The sequence below is a fragment of the Butyricicoccus sp. AM27-36 genome, assembly GCF_003480945.1.
GTDB classification, from domain to species: Bacteria; Bacillota; Clostridia; order Oscillospirales; family Butyricicoccaceae; genus Agathobaculum; species Agathobaculum butyriciproducens.
The window spans coordinates 85,904-103,246 of record NZ_QUJR01000010.1; the positions used below are offsets into that span (position 1 = coordinate 85,904).

At 53.8% G+C, this 17,343-nt stretch carries 17 protein-coding genes; 5 read left to right on the top strand and 12 right to left on the bottom strand.

Going from position 1 to position 17,343, the window contains the following annotated elements:
- Positions 1 to 15: 15 nt before the first annotated feature.
- The 4 genes from DW724_RS12995 to DW724_RS16105 form a co-directional block, all read right to left on the bottom strand.
- Positions 16 to 1,197: an ABC transporter substrate-binding protein gene (locus DW724_RS12995; RefSeq protein WP_118761762.1), complete on the bottom strand. Its 1,182-nt coding sequence runs from the start codon at positions 1,195 to 1,197 to the stop codon at positions 16 to 18.
- Between the two features lie 71 nt (positions 1,198 to 1,268).
- A complete protein-coding gene (locus tag DW724_RS13000) occupies positions 1,269 to 2,048 on the bottom strand; it encodes an ABC transporter ATP-binding protein (protein ID WP_118761763.1) in 780 nt (259 codons plus the stop codon).
- Positions 2,042 to 2,617: an ABC transporter permease gene (locus tag DW724_RS16100; RefSeq protein ID WP_243105754.1), complete on the bottom strand. Its 576-nt coding sequence runs from the start codon at positions 2,615 to 2,617 to the stop codon at positions 2,042 to 2,044. The genes DW724_RS13000 and DW724_RS16100 overlap by 7 nt, the downstream gene beginning before the upstream one ends.
- Positions 2,575 to 2,979 (bottom strand): hypothetical protein, encoded by a 405-nt coding sequence (locus DW724_RS16105; protein ID WP_243105755.1) that lies wholly within the window; start codon positions 2,977 to 2,979, stop codon positions 2,575 to 2,577. The genes DW724_RS16100 and DW724_RS16105 overlap by 43 nt, the downstream gene beginning before the upstream one ends.
- Positions 2,980 to 3,373: 394 nt before the next feature.
- Here DW724_RS16105 and DW724_RS13010 point away from each other — a divergent pair, with 394 nt between their 5' ends.
- The 3 genes from DW724_RS13010 to codB all read left to right on the top strand — a co-directional run bounded on the left by DW724_RS13010 (position 3,374) and on the right by codB (position 7,124).
- A complete protein-coding gene (locus DW724_RS13010) occupies positions 3,374 to 4,381 on the top strand; it encodes an ATPase P (protein ID WP_118761764.1) in 1,008 nt (335 codons plus the stop codon).
- A gap of 220 nt (positions 4,382 to 4,601) precedes the next feature.
- Positions 4,602 to 5,699 (top strand): hypothetical protein, encoded by a 1,098-nt coding sequence (locus tag DW724_RS13015; RefSeq protein WP_227109084.1) that lies wholly within the window; start codon positions 4,602 to 4,604, stop codon positions 5,697 to 5,699.
- 189 nt (positions 5,700 to 5,888) lie between these two features.
- Positions 5,889 to 7,124: a cytosine permease gene (gene codB, locus DW724_RS13020; RefSeq protein ID WP_118761765.1), complete on the top strand. Its 1,236-nt coding sequence runs from the start codon at positions 5,889 to 5,891 to the stop codon at positions 7,122 to 7,124.
- 252 nt (positions 7,125 to 7,376) lie between these two features.
- Here the strand turns inward: codB and DW724_RS13025 are convergent, their stop codons facing one another.
- The 8 genes from DW724_RS13025 to DW724_RS13060 form a co-directional block, all read right to left on the bottom strand.
- Positions 7,377 to 7,577 (bottom strand): hypothetical protein, encoded by a 201-nt coding sequence (locus DW724_RS13025; protein ID WP_118761766.1) that lies wholly within the window; start codon positions 7,575 to 7,577, stop codon positions 7,377 to 7,379.
- Between the two features lie 15 nt (positions 7,578 to 7,592).
- On the bottom strand, positions 7,593 to 8,111 hold the full coding sequence (locus tag DW724_RS13030) for a nucleoside recognition domain-containing protein (protein ID WP_118361021.1): 519 nt from the start codon (positions 8,109 to 8,111) through the stop codon (positions 7,593 to 7,595).
- A gap of 13 nt (positions 8,112 to 8,124) precedes the next feature.
- Positions 8,125 to 8,769 (bottom strand): nucleoside recognition domain-containing protein, encoded by a 645-nt coding sequence (locus DW724_RS13035; RefSeq protein WP_118480957.1) that lies wholly within the window; start codon positions 8,767 to 8,769, stop codon positions 8,125 to 8,127.
- Between the two features lie 35 nt (positions 8,770 to 8,804).
- Positions 8,805 to 9,992, bottom strand: coding sequence for a M20/M25/M40 family metallo-hydrolase (locus DW724_RS13040; protein ID WP_118761767.1), 1,188 nt, complete (start codon positions 9,990 to 9,992; stop codon positions 8,805 to 8,807).
- Between the two features lie 46 nt (positions 9,993 to 10,038).
- Positions 10,039 to 11,205: a hypothetical protein gene (locus tag DW724_RS13045; RefSeq protein ID WP_118761768.1), complete on the bottom strand. Its 1,167-nt coding sequence runs from the start codon at positions 11,203 to 11,205 to the stop codon at positions 10,039 to 10,041.
- Positions 11,206 to 11,489: 284 nt separating this feature from the next.
- Positions 11,490 to 12,404 carry a LysR family transcriptional regulator gene (locus DW724_RS13050; RefSeq protein WP_118761769.1) on the bottom strand — a complete coding sequence of 305 codons (915 nt, stop codon included), beginning with the start codon at positions 12,402 to 12,404 and terminating at the stop codon, positions 11,490 to 11,492.
- A gap of 209 nt (positions 12,405 to 12,613) precedes the next feature.
- Positions 12,614 to 13,780 (bottom strand): hypothetical protein, encoded by a 1,167-nt coding sequence (locus DW724_RS13055; RefSeq protein WP_118761770.1) that lies wholly within the window; start codon positions 13,778 to 13,780, stop codon positions 12,614 to 12,616.
- A gap of 1 nt (position 13,781) precedes the next feature.
- On the bottom strand, positions 13,782 to 14,846 hold the full coding sequence (locus tag DW724_RS13060; protein WP_158580345.1) for a helicase-related protein: 1,065 nt from the start codon (positions 14,844 to 14,846) through the stop codon (positions 13,782 to 13,784).
- 755 nt (positions 14,847 to 15,601) lie between these two features.
- Here DW724_RS13060 and DW724_RS16320 point away from each other — a divergent pair.
- Positions 15,602 to 15,754 carry a hypothetical protein gene (locus DW724_RS16320; protein ID WP_158580347.1) on the top strand — a complete coding sequence of 51 codons (153 nt, stop codon included), beginning with the start codon at positions 15,602 to 15,604 and terminating at the stop codon, positions 15,752 to 15,754.
- A gap of 667 nt (positions 15,755 to 16,421) precedes the next feature.
- Positions 16,422 to 17,192 carry a TraX family protein gene (locus tag DW724_RS13065; protein WP_118761772.1) on the top strand — a complete coding sequence of 257 codons (771 nt, stop codon included), beginning with the start codon at positions 16,422 to 16,424 and terminating at the stop codon, positions 17,190 to 17,192.
- Positions 17,193 to 17,343: the final 151 nt, after the last annotated feature.

Below are 17,343 nucleotides of genomic sequence, written 5' to 3' on the forward strand. Positions count from 1 at the left end.
CTTGTAAGCCCGATGTTATGCCTTGGTGTTCTGTGCCGGCTTGGTCGCAGCACCGCCACCGCAGCAGTCCCCCTCCTCGGCTGCTGCTGCCGGCTGGAAGCTGGCAGAGGCGCCCTTTGCGGATTCGGTGGCGGTATCGGTGGAAGTGTCGCTCTCCGGTGCATCCGGAACATCATCGAAGAAGATATATGCATTGTCTGCGAACTTGGTCGCGTCGGTGCCTTCCTTGAGGATACCGATTTCGGTCAGCTGCTCTGCACCCAGCTTGAGTGCGTCGTAGCCGCCCTGAACGGAGGGCTTGTAGTTGTAGGTTTCGAGGATGGCAGCGAGCAGGTCTGCATCGCCGGCGGTGTACTTCTTATCAACGATGATCTTCGCGGTTTTCTCCGGATGCTCCTCTACCCACTGTGCGCCCTTCTGTACGGCACGGGTAAATGCTGCAGCAGCTTCCGGATTTTCCTCAGCCAGCTTGCTTGTTACGAAAGCATCACAGCAGTATTCGTCCTTGTAGGTGGGATCGGTAGCGGTGTCGATGAGTGCGGTCAGGCCATACTGCTCCTGAGCAACAGCGGCCTGCGGGTCACCGAGCACGATGGCGTCAACAGCCTTGTTCTGCAGCGCCTGTGCAAGGTCGTTGCGGGAGAATACGGTGAACGTTACTTCGCTGCTGCCATCGGAAATGTCGATGCCCTCAGCATTGAGAGAACGCTTGGTGATGAGCGTACCTGCATCTGCCAGACCCGGAACGCCAATGTTCTTGCCCTTGAGGTCAGCGACCGCCTTAATGTCGGAATCGCCCGGGACGAGCAGCTTCTGGCAGCCGGTGTGTACGCCGGTGGTGAACTTGATGGGCAGGCCGTTCTCGATGGGCTGAAGCATTTTGCCGAGCAGCTCCATGCCGACATCGACTTGATCTGCGCCGATGGCTTCGCCAACGTGAGCCGCATCGACCGTTACCTGCTCGAGTTCAATGTTTTCATCCGCGAAGTAACCGTTCTCGATCGCCATGTAGATCGGCGCGCCGCAGAGATTGCCGTGGTAGGCAAAACGCAGGTGGGTTGCGCCGGAATCGGCGGAATCTGCTGCCGCAGAAGCGTCCGAATTGCTGCTCGAGCCGCCGCAGGCGGTAAGCGAGAGTGTCAGTGCAGCTGCGAGAAGTCCGCTTGCCGCTCGAAATAAAATACCGTTCTTTTTCATGGTTTTCTGTCCTTTCAAGGAAAATATATAATAAAAGTAATAATAATGAACGCATGTTCTTTAATGCGATTTTAAATATAGTAGTTAGGCTCTTTGATTGTGCCGCCGTAATGGAGCTGACGAAGGATCTCCGCACGGTAGTGAAGAAAATCCTCCGAGCTGCGTGCTCTTGGGCGGGCCAACTTGATATCCAACGTGCCGGTGATGCGTCCCGGTCGGGGTGTCATAACGACCACCTTATCCGAAAGATACACGGCCTCATCCACATCATGCGTTACCATGATGGCGGTCATGCCGGTTTCCTTCCAGATGCGCAGGATCTCGTCCTGCATGTTCATGCGGGTGAAGGCATCGAGTGCACCGAGCGGCTCATCGAGCAGGAGCACCTTGGGCTTGCCAACGAGTGCTCTTGCGAGAGAGGCGCGCTGGCACATACCGCCGGAAAGCTGGTGCGGATACGAATGCTCGAAGCCCCTGAGGCCAACCATCTCGATAAATTCGTCTACGCGGTCCTTTTCCTGCTTGTAGATGCCGCGGGCGCGCAGGCCGAACGCGATGTTATCGTAAATCGACAGCCATGGGAACAGCGTGTGCTCCTGGAACATGAAGCCGCGGTCTGCACCGGGGGCGTTGATATGTGTGCTGTCTAGCGTCAGGCTGCCGTCGTCCATCGGAATCAGACCGGAGATAAGGCGCAGGAGCGTACTCTTGCCGCAGCCGGACGGTCCGATGAGCGACACGAACGAACCGGCGGGAATATCGAGCGAAACATTGTCGAGAGCGGTAATACGCTCTCCTGTGGGATTGACAAAATGCTTGGATACACCCGAAATCGAAATACTTCCTACCATTTGATAACTCCTTTCTGCCATGCGAGCACGCGGTCGCGGAATTTGAACAGCAGCGTGATGAGAATGAAGAAGGTGACTGCAATGATGATCAGTCCGGCATATACGTTGGCATATGCCATCATTTCCTTCTGCCAGTTGATGTACCAGCCGATGCCGTACTTGGCGCCGAGCATTTCGGCGGTGACCAGCGTGATGAACGACGAGCAGGTGCCGTTGAACAGGCCGAGGAACATATGCGGCATAGCCGCCGGAATGCCGACCTTGGCAATGCGGTAGAAGCTGCCCGCGCCAAGCGTCGAGGAGACCTCAAAGTACGAGTTGGGGATGGAAGCGATGCCGCTGCTGGTGAGCACGGTAGTCGGGAACCACACAGCCAGCGCAATCAGAAAGGCACTGGCGGAAACCGCAGTCGGGAATGCGATGAGCACGAGCGGGATCCACGCGGTGGATGGGATCGGGCCGAGCACGCGGACGAGCGGCTGTACCCAGTAGGCGAAGGTCTTGTTGAAGCCGATACCAATGCCGGTCAGCATGCCGACGATTGCACCGCCGAGCCAGCCGAAGAACACGAGTATGCAAGGCAGGTCGCGAGGAACGCACTGTCCTCGACGAGAACGTCGAACACGCGGTCGAGCGAGGGAAAGTACAGCACCGGCAGAATCGCAAACTTGGCGGTCAGCAGGTTGAGGATGTTCAGCACCAGAACCGCTCCTGCATAGAACAGTGCGCTGTACGACAGCTTATCGCGCACCTTGGTGTTGCCGAGCGATATCAGCAGGGCAATCACATACACGGCCAGTCCGATGAGCAGCGCCCATGTAAAATAGGGATGTTCTGCGGCAGGATGCTGCGCGGAATCCGGCAGCAGAATATCGCAGGCGAGCGCCAGCAGAATGGAGAGAACTGGCAGTGATTTGACAAAATGCTTCACAAGGGAGAACTCCTTTCGATAAAAAAGGCAGAAGACGTATGCCTTCCGCCAGGATGGTATATGCGCGTTATTCGCACATTCGCCAGGTCACAAGGGAACGCATACACGAGCAGCGGTGCATACACATACAGCAGCGATTCATACAGTACATTCGGCTCATGACAGGTTCTCCTTTCAATTCATATAAATCCTATCGGGTTTCGGTAGTTGGAAGTATAGACTTGAATAACATATTGTCAATAGGAATACTATGATTTTGGATAGTGTGCCAAAATCGGTTTGTCTGAAAGAGAGAATTTGTCGGTTTTCATAAAGAACCGATGCAGCAGGATTTCTTATGGGATCGGGTGGCTGAATCTATGCTTTTGTGTTACAATATTTACAGGTGATGAATATGATTTTTAAACCGCGTCCGCTCAGCAGAACCATGCTCGATGACGCTTCGCTCGTCCGCGATAAGCAGCACTGCCGCCGGATCGGTCCGTGCGGTGTTGGCCGCCGGGCATTATATTTGAACAGTTATTTTATTGACCGGCATTATTATGTGCCGTTTTCCGCCATTACGCGGGCATTTAAGTTTATAGAAGAAGGCACCGGCGGTGTCCGAGGTGTGCTTGCAGGCAGAGCCTGTCTGCTTGTGGAGTACGATAATGGTCTGCAGCAAGTGTGCTGTTTCAAGTACGAGGATCAGATCGACGAGCTGCTGCGCGTGCTGCACAAGATGCATCCGGAGATTCCGTGCGTCAGCGAGGAAGAGGAGGCAGAACTCGAGGTCGAGTGCGAGCGCCGGAGGGCGGAAGAACGCCGACGACCGCCGCTCAGCATCCGCGCCGAGCGGGAGATTGAGGAGCTGGAGAATGCGATCGCGTATCTCGAGCGCAAGCCTGAGCTGTACAAGCGGCTCAGTCGTGCAGCTAAACGGCGGCGCAACTACCAGAGCAGGAGTGCAGGATATCGGTGGGCGGCTGCAGCGATCATGGTGCTCGGGACGGCGGCGCTGATTTACGGCGTAGTGTCGCTCGTGTGCCGCGGGTTCTCCGGCGGATACCTGCTGCTGTGCTTGCTGGCGGCAGCTTTCCTGTTTGGCGGATGGCGCCTGCTGCCGACGGCACGCAACAACAATGCGGCTGTTCTGCGCGGGGATAAGCAGGCGCGGGCACAGATGCAGAACTATATTGATCGGTTTCCGGCATTTCCGCTGCCCGCACGGTACGCGCACCCGATCGTGCTGCGCCGCATGCAGCAGGCCATTGCGGAAGGACATGCGCTGAACGTCATGGAGGCGCTCGAGGTCGTCAAGGCCGACCTGCAGACCATGAATGCGGATATGCAGGTCTCGCAGGAGGAATACGCCGAGATTTCTACGATCAAGCCGCTGTTTCTGAATGCGGATTATAAGTAAGAAATCCGGCCTGAGGCTTGCAAAGCTGTTGACAACAGTATGGTTTCTCCCGTATAATAAATTCAGTAAAATGAAGTCGAAAAAGAGGGGATGGACGGATATGCTGTGTAAAAACAGAACATGCGGCGTTCCGTTGAATCCAATAGGAAAACGATGAAAACCAAGGACCTTCTGCCAGCAAGAATGGCAGTCGGTCCCTTTTTTTAGGGAGGAAACTGATATGATCGAAAATTGGAATGACGTCCATATCGTACCGGAATTCAGCGATCAGGGTGTGGACTGCTACCGTCTGGCGGGCGGCAGCTTTGTCAATGAATACTACATCGTCTCGGAGGCAGAGACCCGCAAGCTGATGAACCATCCGGAGGTTGTCGGCTACGAGGTGTATGCGTCGCTCGTGACGGCTACCTCGCAGATGATGTACTACCTCAAGGAGCAGAAAAAGATCACTTCGGCGAACATTCTGTCCATTCTGCGCGGCGCACTCAACTACCCGCTCGAGGAAAGCTGCTACAAGGAGCATATCCGCGTGCATGACATCAGTTTTATGTCCAGTGAGCGCGTGTTTGGCGAGAATGATGAGATGTCACTCGATATCAAATACTGCAAGCTGACCATGGTGCCCAACAGCACGCTGATGATCGGCGATATCATCGCCTCGGGCGAGACGCTTGTGCAGTGCCTGCGCTATGTCACCGACTATTACCGCAAGCAAGGCGCCAAGCTGCGCAACATTCTGCTGTTTACCATCGGCGGTACCCAGGGCATTGAGATTCTCGAAAAGCTGACTAAAGAAATCCGCACCTACTGGCCGGACTTTGAGGGCTTCATCACCGTGTACTACGAGGGCGTTTTCAGCTGCTACGAGGAAGGCGACAAGGGCGTTTCCGGCATAAACCGTGCGCTCATCGACTTTTACTGGAAGGGCGGCATTGTGGCGCCGGAGTTCCGCCGTCAGACGCTTTCCATGCAGAATCCGCTGTTTGAGAAGTGCACGATCTACGATGGCGGTGCACGCCGTTACGAAATCCACGAGCACATTGAAGAGGTGCTGGAATTCTGGAACGGCATTCTCGCACGTGCCGACAAGATCGACAAGCAGGCGCTGCTGGAGGAAAAACTGGGTCATGCGCTGCCGATTTCCTATGAGGACTGGCTGAAGGACTGCCACTATGAAAAGCTGGACGCAAAGCTGACGCGCTGGCTGTATCAGCAGGAGCGCGGCTTTGTCGAGAGCCTGAAGGACGTAACGCTGGAGGAGATCGCGCATCAGCGCATTGACGAGTTCACCACGACGCTCAAAAAGTACATTCTTTAATAAATAAGGCAACACCACACAATGAAAGCTGCGGCGCTTTGCGGAAATTTTATACCCTGCTGTCGTTACGATTTCACGGTAATACAGCAAGTATTACCGCAAAGCCGCGCCTAATCAGGATGCAAAATTTGCTCGCAAATCGCTCTTGTTCAATTATGCGGTATTGCCACAAAAAGGGGATAAGAATCTATGAAAAATGACAACACATCGGTCGATATCGACTTTGCGGAAGCGGCTGTGCCGCATTATGCGCGCCGCGGCATCGTAACTATGTTCATGATCATGCTGGGTTTCACCTTCTTCTCGGCCAGCATGTGGGTCGGCAAGGAGCTGGCGGACGGACTGGATTTCAGCGGCTTTATCATCTCCATGATCATCGGCGGCCTGATCCTGAGCCTGTACACCGGTCTGCTCGGTTATGTCGGCGCGGAAACCGGCATGAGCCTTGACCTGCTGGCACGCAAAGCCTTCGGTGTAAAAGGCTCGTACCTGCCGAGCGCGATGATCTCGTTTACGCAGATCGGCTGGTTCGGCGTCGGTATCGCCATGTTTGCCATTCCGGTTGCAAATGAGCTGCTCGGCGGCAGCACAGCGGCTGAATGGGTGCTCGTTATCATTGCGGGTGTGTGCATGACGGCCTCGGCGTATTTCGGCATCAAATCGCTGACGCTCATCAGCTATATTGCGGTTCCGCTGGTTGCAATCCTGGGTACGGTTGCCATGGTGATGGCGGTTAAACAGGGCAACGGTACGCTGATTGATCAGTTTGCCAAGTCCAGCGGTACGCTGACCGTTGTCGGCGGCGCCGGTCTGGTTATCGGCTCGTTTGTCTCCGGCGGCACGGCAACGCCGAATTTCTCCCGCTTTGCCCGGAACGGCAAGGTTGGTGCGATCACGACCGTTATCGCGTTCTTTATCGGCAACTCGCTGATGTTTTTCTTCGGCGGTATTTCGTCGGTCTACGTCGGCGGCAATGACATTTTTGAGGTTATGATCAACCTCGGCCTGTTCTATCTGGCGATTCTGGTCCTCGGTCTCAACATCTGGACCACGAACGATAATGCACTGTACTCGGCGGGTCTGGGTCTGGCGAACATTTTCGGCCAGAGAAAGAAGCCGATGGTGCTGGTTTCCGGTATTATCGGCACCGTGCTTGCGGTCTGGCTGTACTGGAATTTCACCGGCTGGCTGAATATCCTCAACTGTACGCTGCCGCCGGTCGGCATCATTCTGGTGATGAGCTTCTTCATGGACCGTGAAAAGTACAAGGACGTTGAAGTGACCGAAAACGTCAACTGGTTTGCAGTTTTCGGCGTTGTGCTGGGCGCTGTGGTGGCAAATCTGGTCCCGTGGGGGATCGCATCCATCAACGGCATGATCGTTGCCGCTGTGTGCTATCTGGTCGGCAGCAAGGCGAAAAAGTAAGCAGAATCAAAAAAATCCTCGGTTTAACCCAAGGTCAGCCGAACTTGCTGACCTTGCGGTTTGATCGGGGATTTTTTATTTTTGCAAATGCCTCGTTCAGCATGGTCTCAGTACCGGACGGTCTGAAATCGTGTAGCTGACCAGATCGCTGCTGTGCAAAATGGGGGAGAAACAGAAAAGGCCTGACAGCGCAGGCCTTTTCCAAAAGAGGGGTGAATTCGGGCGGTTGGGGTATCAGGAACGCCCGAAGGATCAGTTCTGATTTTTCTCGTCGTGCCGCTTGACCACGCGGATGCCGATCGTCAGCAGCACGGCGGAAATGATGGCTGTGGTGAGGACAAAGCCGACCTGCAAGGTAAACAGAAACCGATCGGCCAGCATGACCGTGCAGATCAGCACGCTGCCGAGCGCTTCGAGCTGAAGGCCGCGCCGACGCGATAACTTAGAAAGCATATGCTCGGCCTCCTTTTACTGAACGCCCATTGCCGCCAGAATGACGCGCATGATGACAAGGCTGATAGCCGCGTCAAGCAGGCAGACGGCGATGAGCAGCGGATGCCACTTCTTGTTCGTGTCGGTTACGAGCACGATGCGCGCATAGTGTCCGATGAGCGTGCCCATCAGGATACATGCCGGGAGCATCATGGAGGCCTGACCGAGCGTCAGAGCGCCTGCCTCATACATGGAAGCGGCGGTCGCACAGCCGGAGGCCTTGGCGAAGAACGCCGAGATCAGAACCGCGAAAGCCTCGCCCGGCAGACCGAACAGTCCCATGACCGGCGACATGACCGTGCCGAGAATGTCCATCAGACCGGTCTCCTTCAGAATGTACACCAGTACATAGCCGAGGATCATCGCAGGGGTGATATTTTCAATGCCGACCTTGAAGCCCTTTGCGCAGCCCTTGAGGAAGGTATCTACGATTGAAGGTTTCTTTGCCTTTGCGGGTGCGGCCGCAGCCGCTGTATTGGTTGCCTGATTGCTCATTTCCGTTACCTCCTTATGCCTTGCCGCGCTTTGCACGCAGAATCAGGCGGACGATGTTTGCGCCGATCAGCTTGCAGACGAACATGATGACGATGCACGGACCGAGTGCCACCGGGCAGATCGCCACGAGCGGTGCGCCGCCGGTGATGGTGTTGTTGATGCACGCCGAGCCTGCGTACTGATACGCTACGAAAATCGTGCGCTCGTCGTCCGTAATCTCGCCGTCCTCGTACAGCTCACGGGTCATGACGGCCGCAACGTCCGAACCGGTAAAGCTCGAGATGAATGCGATGCCGCACTTGCCCGGGATGCCGAGCAGCGGACGGAGCAGGGGACGAAACAGGATATCCGACGCCTTGAATGCGCCGAGCTGCTCGAATACACCGAGCAGGCCGCAGAAGAACATGACCGCCGGAATCAGATTGAAGCCTGCCATGAAGCCGTCTTTCGCGCCGGTGCCGCCCTTGCCGATGAGGTTCGCGCCTGTGTCGCCGATCTGTCCGAACGAGCCTGCCAGATTAGTAAAGTCAAGCACCTTGATCGGTCCTTCCGCCGTGCGGAACGCACCGGAGAGCACGAGAATGAGGACGATCAGTGCCAGCCATGCGCCGATACCGATCTTTTCCTTGTTTTCTGCCTGTTTCTCTTTGTTTGCCATGAGTTTATACCTCCTTATCCCTTTTGCGCCGCCGCTTATTCGGCAGCCTTTGCAAAATCGTCGTTCAGCGTATACGCTGCGCACGCCGCAAGCACGCTGCGCTGAAACAGCGATTCTACTTCCGCATATTCGTTCGGGGTGTGATTGCCCTCGCCGCGCACGCCCATGCCGCATACCGTCGGCACGCCGCACGCTACCGTGATGCCGGAGTCCGACAGACCGCCGACCTGGAAGCAGTCGATCTCACCGAAGCCGCAGTCCTGCGCGGTGCGCTGCAAATGACGGAACAGCGCCATCACGCCATCGGTTGTGTCCATGCACTGCATGACGCGGCTCAGATCGAGCTCCGCCGTAGTATCCGGCACTGAATTATGCTCGGTCGCGCGGTGCAGAATTTCAAAAATCTCATCGCGCACCTCTGCATTCGGGAAACGGATGCCGATGCGCACCTCGCACGAGTCGGGGATGGTGTTCTCACCGATGCCGCCGTCCACCATGCCGCAGTTCATCAGCCTGCCGCGCATGATGTCGTTTTGCGACTCGATCTCGACGATCTTGTGCGCTGCCTCGAGCACCGCCGAGCGGCCCTTCTCCGGCGCAATGCCCGAGTGGGATGCTCTGCCGTGAATCTTGATGCTGACCGGGCCGCCGCCCTTGCGGCCGACCACGAAGCGGTTGTCCATGTAGCCGGTCTCGAAGTTGAACGCCGCGAGCGCGCCTGCCGCCTCTTCTGCGAAGATCTCCTTCGCGTCCGAACGCATATGCAGGTTTTCCTCGTCGCTTGCGAAGATGAACTTGATCGGGCGTTCCTTCCAGTCCACGCTGTCAAGCGCCTTGACCGTGTACAGTGCCATGACCAGACCGGCCTTCATATCCAGCACGCCGGGGCCGTGCGCCATGCCGTTCTCGTCTACGCGGAACGGATTTTCCTTCGCCGCGCCCTCCTTGAACACGGTGTCCATGTGGCCGATGAGCAGAAGCGGCGCTTTAGAGCTGCCGGGGTTCCATTCGCCGATGAGCATGTCACCGGAGTTCTGAATGGCGCGGACACGGGTGTGGATGCCGGCGTTCTCCATCTCGCGGCGCAGGATGCTGCAAACCGCGTTCACGCCGTCGATTTGCGTCGTGCCGCTCTCCGTGTTCACCAGCTCGCGCCAAAGATTCAGCATCGGCTGTCGGTTCTCGTCGATGTACTGGCGGATCTGCGTGTAAATTTGCTCCATTTTCGTATACCTCCTCTATTGAAAGCCCGTTGTGCCGGGGCTCAGTTCACAGCATCTTCACCGCCGCGCCTGCAATGAGTACGGACACGATGGTAACGGTGACGAAGCCTGCCGTCAGCATTTTCGGCAGCAGGAAATTCAAAATCGCTTTCTTTTCCTTCTCGTTTCGTCCGAACGCCTCGGAGACCTCCTGCGGAATGAGCATGGTGGTCGGGAAGCCGAACGTGCAGCTGATGCCGTAGGCCGCCGCAAGGCTGACCGGTATGTGCAGCAGCTTAGCGCACAGCAGCGCGGCCGCCATGGTTCCGAAAACGCCGCAGGCCGCTGCGGTCAGCAGCGCAGGCAGAACGGACAGCACCTGATTCGGCGTGGTCTGCGCCAGATTGGAAAAGATCAGAATGGTGACGAAAAACGTGATCAGGCTGGAGGCCTGCGTTTTTCCGAGGATGTTTTTATCGAGGAAACCCAGTGCGAAGAACACCGCGCCCATGATAAGGCACATGACGAAGTAGTGAACCGCACCGCCGGTCAGCTTGGACGCATAGTATGCGATGACCGCAACGACTGCCAGCTTGGCGAAATACATCGAAGGACGCTCGCAGCATTTCGGCAGATGCAGCGGACCGTGATGCGTCGCGTCGTTTTCCTCCTGTAAAGTGCTGTACTGCTCCACGAGCACCGCGTCATCGCGGATGAGCTTTGCGGTGCGCCGCAGCAGAAGGGACGCGATCGGTACGCCGATGAACTTCTGCGTCACGTAAAGCACGATGCAGAACGTCGCCGCCGTCGTGAGGTTCATCTCCTTGAGCGTGCTCGTCATGATGAGCGTTGCCGCGCTGCCGCCTGCGAAGATCGGTGCACCGGCGATCGCCATCTCGCTGCCAATGAACGGTCGTCCAATCAGTACGATTGCTGCAACTGCGCCGCACACGCCGCACAGCGCGGTGACGACTACCTTCCACTGCCGACGCAGCTCCGCGAAGTCGATCGTCGTGCCGAGCGACACGATGAGCAGACCGGCAATGATGTTGCCGAACCCGGTGATCTGCGCATCGTCGATCAGTGTGCGCGGCAGGATGCCGCTCCAGAAGCCTGCAAGCAGCAGGATTGCAATGCTGAGCACCGTGGAGAATATTGCTTTGGTCTTCTGCGCAATCAGATCGCTGACTGCGTAGATGCAGAATAGAATCGCAAGTGCGCTGATCGGTGTCATAAGCCTCATTCCTTTCTGTGGCTATACCGTATCATAAATTTGTTATGCCTGTCCAAATCATAAAAGTTATAGTGACGTTATAACCGAAACGGAATAGTATTCCTGTACAGTTTCACGCCCGCTTTTCATGAAAAACAGACAAAAGAATAGGCGCTGTGACTAAATCACAGCGCCCTTGCTTTGACACTATTCAGTATATCATTCTGCAGTTTTTTGTCCATTCTGCTTTTGTTATAACCCAGTCATAACAAAACGGAATATCCCGTTATAACCCTCGAAACGTCTTATTTCGCTTTTTTCGGGTAAAGCTCCTCCAGCATCTTCACAAATGCCTGTGCTTCTGTGCTCAGCATTTCTCGGCTGCGCTGAATCCAGCCTACATTGATCTGTACTTGACAGTTTCGGATTGGAATGGTGCGGATGCCGTACTCCGCGAAGTCCGGCGCGCTCAGTCCCGGACCGAGGCGAACCACATCGGTCGAGCGCAGCAGCGACAGGATGGCCGCGCTGTCGTTGACGTAAACAACACGCTTGAACTGCTCGAGACGCACGCCGTCGATCTCCAGATAAAAGCTCAGATTGGAGAAATAATCGTCCGGAAGGCGGACGAACGGATGGGGCAGGAGCTGCTCCATCGTCACCTCAGACGCATGATACAGCGGATGGTTCGGACCGAGGTTTGCGTACCAGGTGTCCGTGCCCAGCGCGTGGAATTGAATGTTTTTGAACTTCAGCATGTGCTTGAGCTCCTTCACCTGCACGTTGTTGCTCATCACAAAGCCAATCTCTGCTTCGCCGTGCTCCACGCTCTCGATCACCTGCTGCAGACGGTTTTCCACCAGCTTGAGCGCCACGCGGTTATCGTGGTAATCGTTGTAGAACTTCGCCATCAGACGCCCCATTGTGATGATTGGATAGGAGGCAATAGACAGCACCGGTGCGTGTTCTTTCTCCGATAAGCCCTGAATGAGCTCCATCTGGTTAATGATCGTGCGCGCGTACTGGTAGAGCTTTTTTCCCTCGTCAGTCAGCACGACACCCTTGTTCGTGCGGTTGAAAATACGCACCTTGAGCTCGTTTTCCAGATTGCTGATGGCCTTGCTCAGGTTCGGCTGCGTGACGAACAGCTTCTCCGCGGCCTTGTTGATGCTGCCCTGCTCCGCAATGGCGACAAAGTAGGTAAGCTGCTGAATTTGCATAACTCTTTTCCTCTTTTGCTTGTAGTATCTTCAGTATAGCATATTCGGGCGGAAAATGTCAGATGATCTTGAGGAGGGAATACCGCGGAAATGGACGAAAACCATTTGAATATTCTCGGCGTGCGCGATAGTGGCAGCTATGTGTTATAAAAGGTTAGGCAGCAGTCTTGCTCCCGGCGCCGCGCGCACACACTTCCTGCGAGACTACATCATGGGCCGTATTTGACACCTTTATGTTTGCACGTAGGCATGATGAAAAGTAATCGAAACTGCTTGCGAGGGAGGCGATTTTGCACGCATATAGGTGTGATATTGACTGTAATGAACCTCGTGCATTCCATACCATACAGAAATATATTTCGGCATTTACGCAAATAGCATAAAAATATAACTAAATTCGGTAGCAGCATATACATCTCACGAGGGGAAACGTAAAATGAACAGTACGGAGCGGAAGAGAATTTGCTATTTTTCTGCTCCTTGTAAATGAAGTTATGCAGCTTGCAGAACTTAACTTTCTGGAAGCCATAGCTGCCGCATTGGTCTTGTTCCGGTGGAATTTTGTACTTTTCGGAATAGCGTTGTAATTCTTTATATGAGTGAATGGTTTTCTCCGACTCATTTATCACGGTTTTCAGGATTTCCTTGTTGCTGCCATTAACCTGCTCAGACAGGCCGCGCTTGAACTTCGCTCCCGAGCGGGACACCTCGAACCGAAGCATCGGCGCGTCATACTGTTCCAGCAAGTCCTCCTCCATCAGCTGAAATGTCTTGTCATAGACCGTCAATGTGGTCGTCTTGCAGCAAATACGCCACGAATGCACGTTCTTTTCCTTGTGATTGGGGAATTCTTTGCCGAATGTACACAGCTTGTACTGCTTCATGTACGGACTGCGGCGAATGACACGCAACGCCTCGTCAACCCAGTCCTGCGAGTTGGGGAAGTAGTCCAGACAGCAGTCAATGCGCGAAAGTGTCAGCTGCTCAAAATTGCAGTTCAGACCGATTTTATGCAGCAGCTTGGTCATTTCCTTGTCGAGCGAGTTGAGCTGTTTTTCTTCCGCGTGGAATACCTCCTTGGGTGAATATTTTCCGTGCAGCAAAGTGTGCGGATTGAGTCGGAAACGGATAGAACAGGTGATATTTTTGCTTGTTTTGTTCTTGCTGCGCTTCTGCTTGTACAGATAAAGTATAACACCATGACCGCAGTACGAGGTACAGATATACTTCTCGATGCCTTTGTCAGAATGATATGTCGCGTCCGGGTAGAGTTTGCCGAAATTCAGGCTTTTCAGGTGCTGAAACACCTTGTTAAAGCTCTTTTTGGACAGCCTGTGGAATAATTCAATCGTATGGATACCATAACGAAAATCCATTTCACACACCGCCTTTCGCAAAACAGCCGATGACTGCGTCGTGCAGATCGTCCGCTGATTCACAGATTGCATACAGTTCATTGACGGCTTCCGCTGCACGGTCGTCCGTGTCAGAGATAATATCAAGGTTCATCTGAAAGTCGGCGTCATTCCAGAGCAGCAGTGCCTTTGCGCGTTTTCCGTCGCGCCCGGCCCGGCCTGCCATCTGGTAGAATGACGCGACGCTGAACGGCAGTTGAGAGACAATAATCAGGCGGATATCCGAAATATTCACGCCCATGCCAAAGGCGGAAGTTGCAATCATGATATGTGCCTCACCGGAACGAAAGCGCGCTTCCTGTTCGGCTCGGTCGGAGAGTCTGCTGTGGCAGAGAGCAATCTCGGAAGCCGAAATATCGCAATCCCCAATCAGAAAGTCACGCATATCTTCCACATCGCAGACGCGGGTGCAGTAGATAACGATTTTCCCTTTGCTATCGTATTTCTGAATCGCTTTTCTGACTTTCGCATAACGAGCGGCATCATTTTTCACAAAAGATTTCTTGAGGGACAGATTAGAACGTTTGAGCTTGCCGATATGTATAACCGGATTTTTCATATGCAGACTTTTCACGATATATGAAATATCATCCGGCATAACAGTTGCGCTGAAAGCAGCAACGACAACCGTGTGTACGCTATTATTCTGAATTGCCTTCCAGAGACGAGGATCACTCAGCCGCTCCGGCGCAACAAAGAGTGCCTGGAGTTTACGATGCGTCAGCCGTTCGATAACGGTGGTATTCTCCCGGTTTCCGCTGTACAGACAGCCCGCTCGGATTTTACTGTCCTCGCAACGCTGCACCAGATCGCGCATGAGCGCAACCGTCGGGAGAATACCAATCAGCAGACCATTTGGGTGCAGGGTAATCATTGAGAGAAAGCAGATCGACTTGCCCTCGGAGGTTCGTGCTAAACCAAGTACATCTCTACCATCGGATAAGTCTGTGATTACCTTCTTCTGAAACGGCTTGAGTCTCGAGATACCAAAGGTATTACATATCATCTTTTCCTGTTTGTTCGTCATAATCTTCACTCCAAAACATAGAATTTTCATTCAAAACTGAAATTTTGAAATTTCGTCTGAACTGCCTTTATTCCATTGTTGAGATTGAAGTAGAATTATAATTTCACAGGAAAAACATGATGTATAATAATAGCGAAAGACATTGTACTATGTATTTTTTTCATTCCATCCTCTTACCCAGCTTCAGCATGCTGATACCGAACTGCTCCGACGCTGTCAATGCCATCTGCAACGGCGCTTGCAATTTTTGTTAAAACTATTTGTCTAACTTTTTGGGCACTTCAACGTGCAGTACGGTGTCCGAACGAAGTCGAATACATCGCCTTCTGCAACGCGGGCAGAAGCACAGTGCAACCGCGACCGCGATCACGATGTTTGGAAGCGAGGTCATCAGCTTAGATAGGTTTGTCGGTTCTCGGTTTGCACCGATTTTTTGATTATTACGCACATTTCTTTTATTATAAATTATGCGTCATTAACTACTCATTTTACCTATCGTACAAAATATATTTAGGTTTTTACATATAATATACAAGAAATTCTCGCCATCCTTGTTAATTCGTGCCATGATAACAGATGTGGTCTGTACCTTGCAAAAGATGTAAATTTCGAGGCACGATCTCTGTGAAGCAGGCAGGCTGCACGCTAAACAATCCTATCCGCTTGCAGCAGGCCGGAAAACGCAGCTTGATCAGGTGCATTTTATTGGGGCGGCTGTAAATTGGAAGCGAAACCAGAGAAGGAGAGAATGTTTCGTGAAAACCAATCCAACCATGCAGGCAGAGGCGGTTCTGCCTACACGACCTGTTTCTAAAAACGGAAAAATCAATATTCTGACACGCCTGGCTTACGGCGGCGGTGACGTAGCGTGCAACGTTGTCTACGGCATGATCGGTGACGTCGTCTAGTTTGGCCAGTGGAAGCACCATATCCGTCAGGAGAGCTTCATCTTCGCAGTCGGTTCGGTCGGCACCAAACTGGGCACCGGCATCGCACAGGCCAGCATTGCAGGCATTATGAGTCTGTGCGGCTATATTTCCTCGACCGGCAGCACTGTTGTGCAGTCGCAGTCCGCAATCAGCTCGACAAAAAGTATCCCGCTATCATGAAAGAACTTGCAGAGCGCGAAGCGCGCGGCGAGCTGTAACTTTCTGATCTTCATATGCCCTCAACCGTTCCCGGCATGGCTGCAATGCTGTGCCGGGAATCTGTATTTCCGGCTTTTCCCGCCCTGCCCGCACCGGTCGGCAGGGCGTTTTTCGCCTGTGCGCCGTGTCCGCCTCGCGGATATTCACAAAAAGTTTATCGCTGCGGCATTGCGGCTGTCCGCTCTTCTGTATATAATAAATGCAGAGCACATTCCTGTGTCACCCCTCGCGATTACCGAACGATTTAGGGCAATACCGTATAATTAGATAAGAGCGATTTGCGAGCAAATTTTGTGCTCTGATAAGGCGCGGTTTTGCAGCAATACTTTCGTATTGCAAGAAATCGCAACGCAATCAGGGTGAAAAATTTCGGCAAAGCGCCGCAGCTTTAATTGTGCGGTGTTGCCTTAGATAAAGGAGTACCCGTATGTCAACCAACAACCTGTCCTCTCCCGCCTCCGGCCGTTTTTCCCTCAGCGCCGCGGTACTTCACATTCTCGCCATGGTGCTGATGCTGATGGATCATCTCTGGGCGACCCTCCTGCCCGCGCAGGACTGGCTGACGTGTGCCGGACGGCTGGCCTTTCCCATCTTCGCATTCATGGCGGTGGAAGGATATTTTCACACCCACAGCTTCCGGAAATACGCTCTGCGGCTTGCGCTGTTTGCCGTGCTCTCCGAAGTGCCGTTCGACCTGATGTACGGCGGAACCTGGTTTTATCCGGTGCACCAGAACGTGATCTGGACGCTGCTGCTCGGTCTTCTGGGCATTCATCTGATGGAAACCGTGCGCAAAAAGCAGAAAACATGGCTGTATCTGCTCACCGCCCTGCTTGTTGTGCTGATCGGCACAGTGCTGGGCACTCTGAGCATGGTGGACTACTACGGCACCGGCGTGCTGACGATATTTATCTTCTACTTCTTCCGCGGACGGAAGTGGTGGTGTCTGGCAGGGCAGCTTCTCGCCCTCTACTGGGTCAATGTGCAGCTGCTGGGCGGTCTGCTGTATCCCGTCCATATATTCGGCATGGAATTTGAGATCTGTCAGCAGGGGCTTGCACTTCTGGCGCTCATCCCCATCTGGCTGTACCGCGGACGGCAGGGTTATCACAGCAAGCCGTTCCAGTATGCCTGCTATGCCTTTTATCCCGTACATATGCTGATCCTTGTGCTGATCCTGCAATATCTGACCCGCTGACGGCCATACCGGCATCTGCAAACATCTGTAAAACTTTTTATTTATCAAATGCGCGTTCTGTTATATAATGAATACAACATTATGCATTTTCTGTTTTATGAAGGAAAGTGTGCAGGACAGGCCGGCTGCCGTGTGCGGTGCAGATCGACCG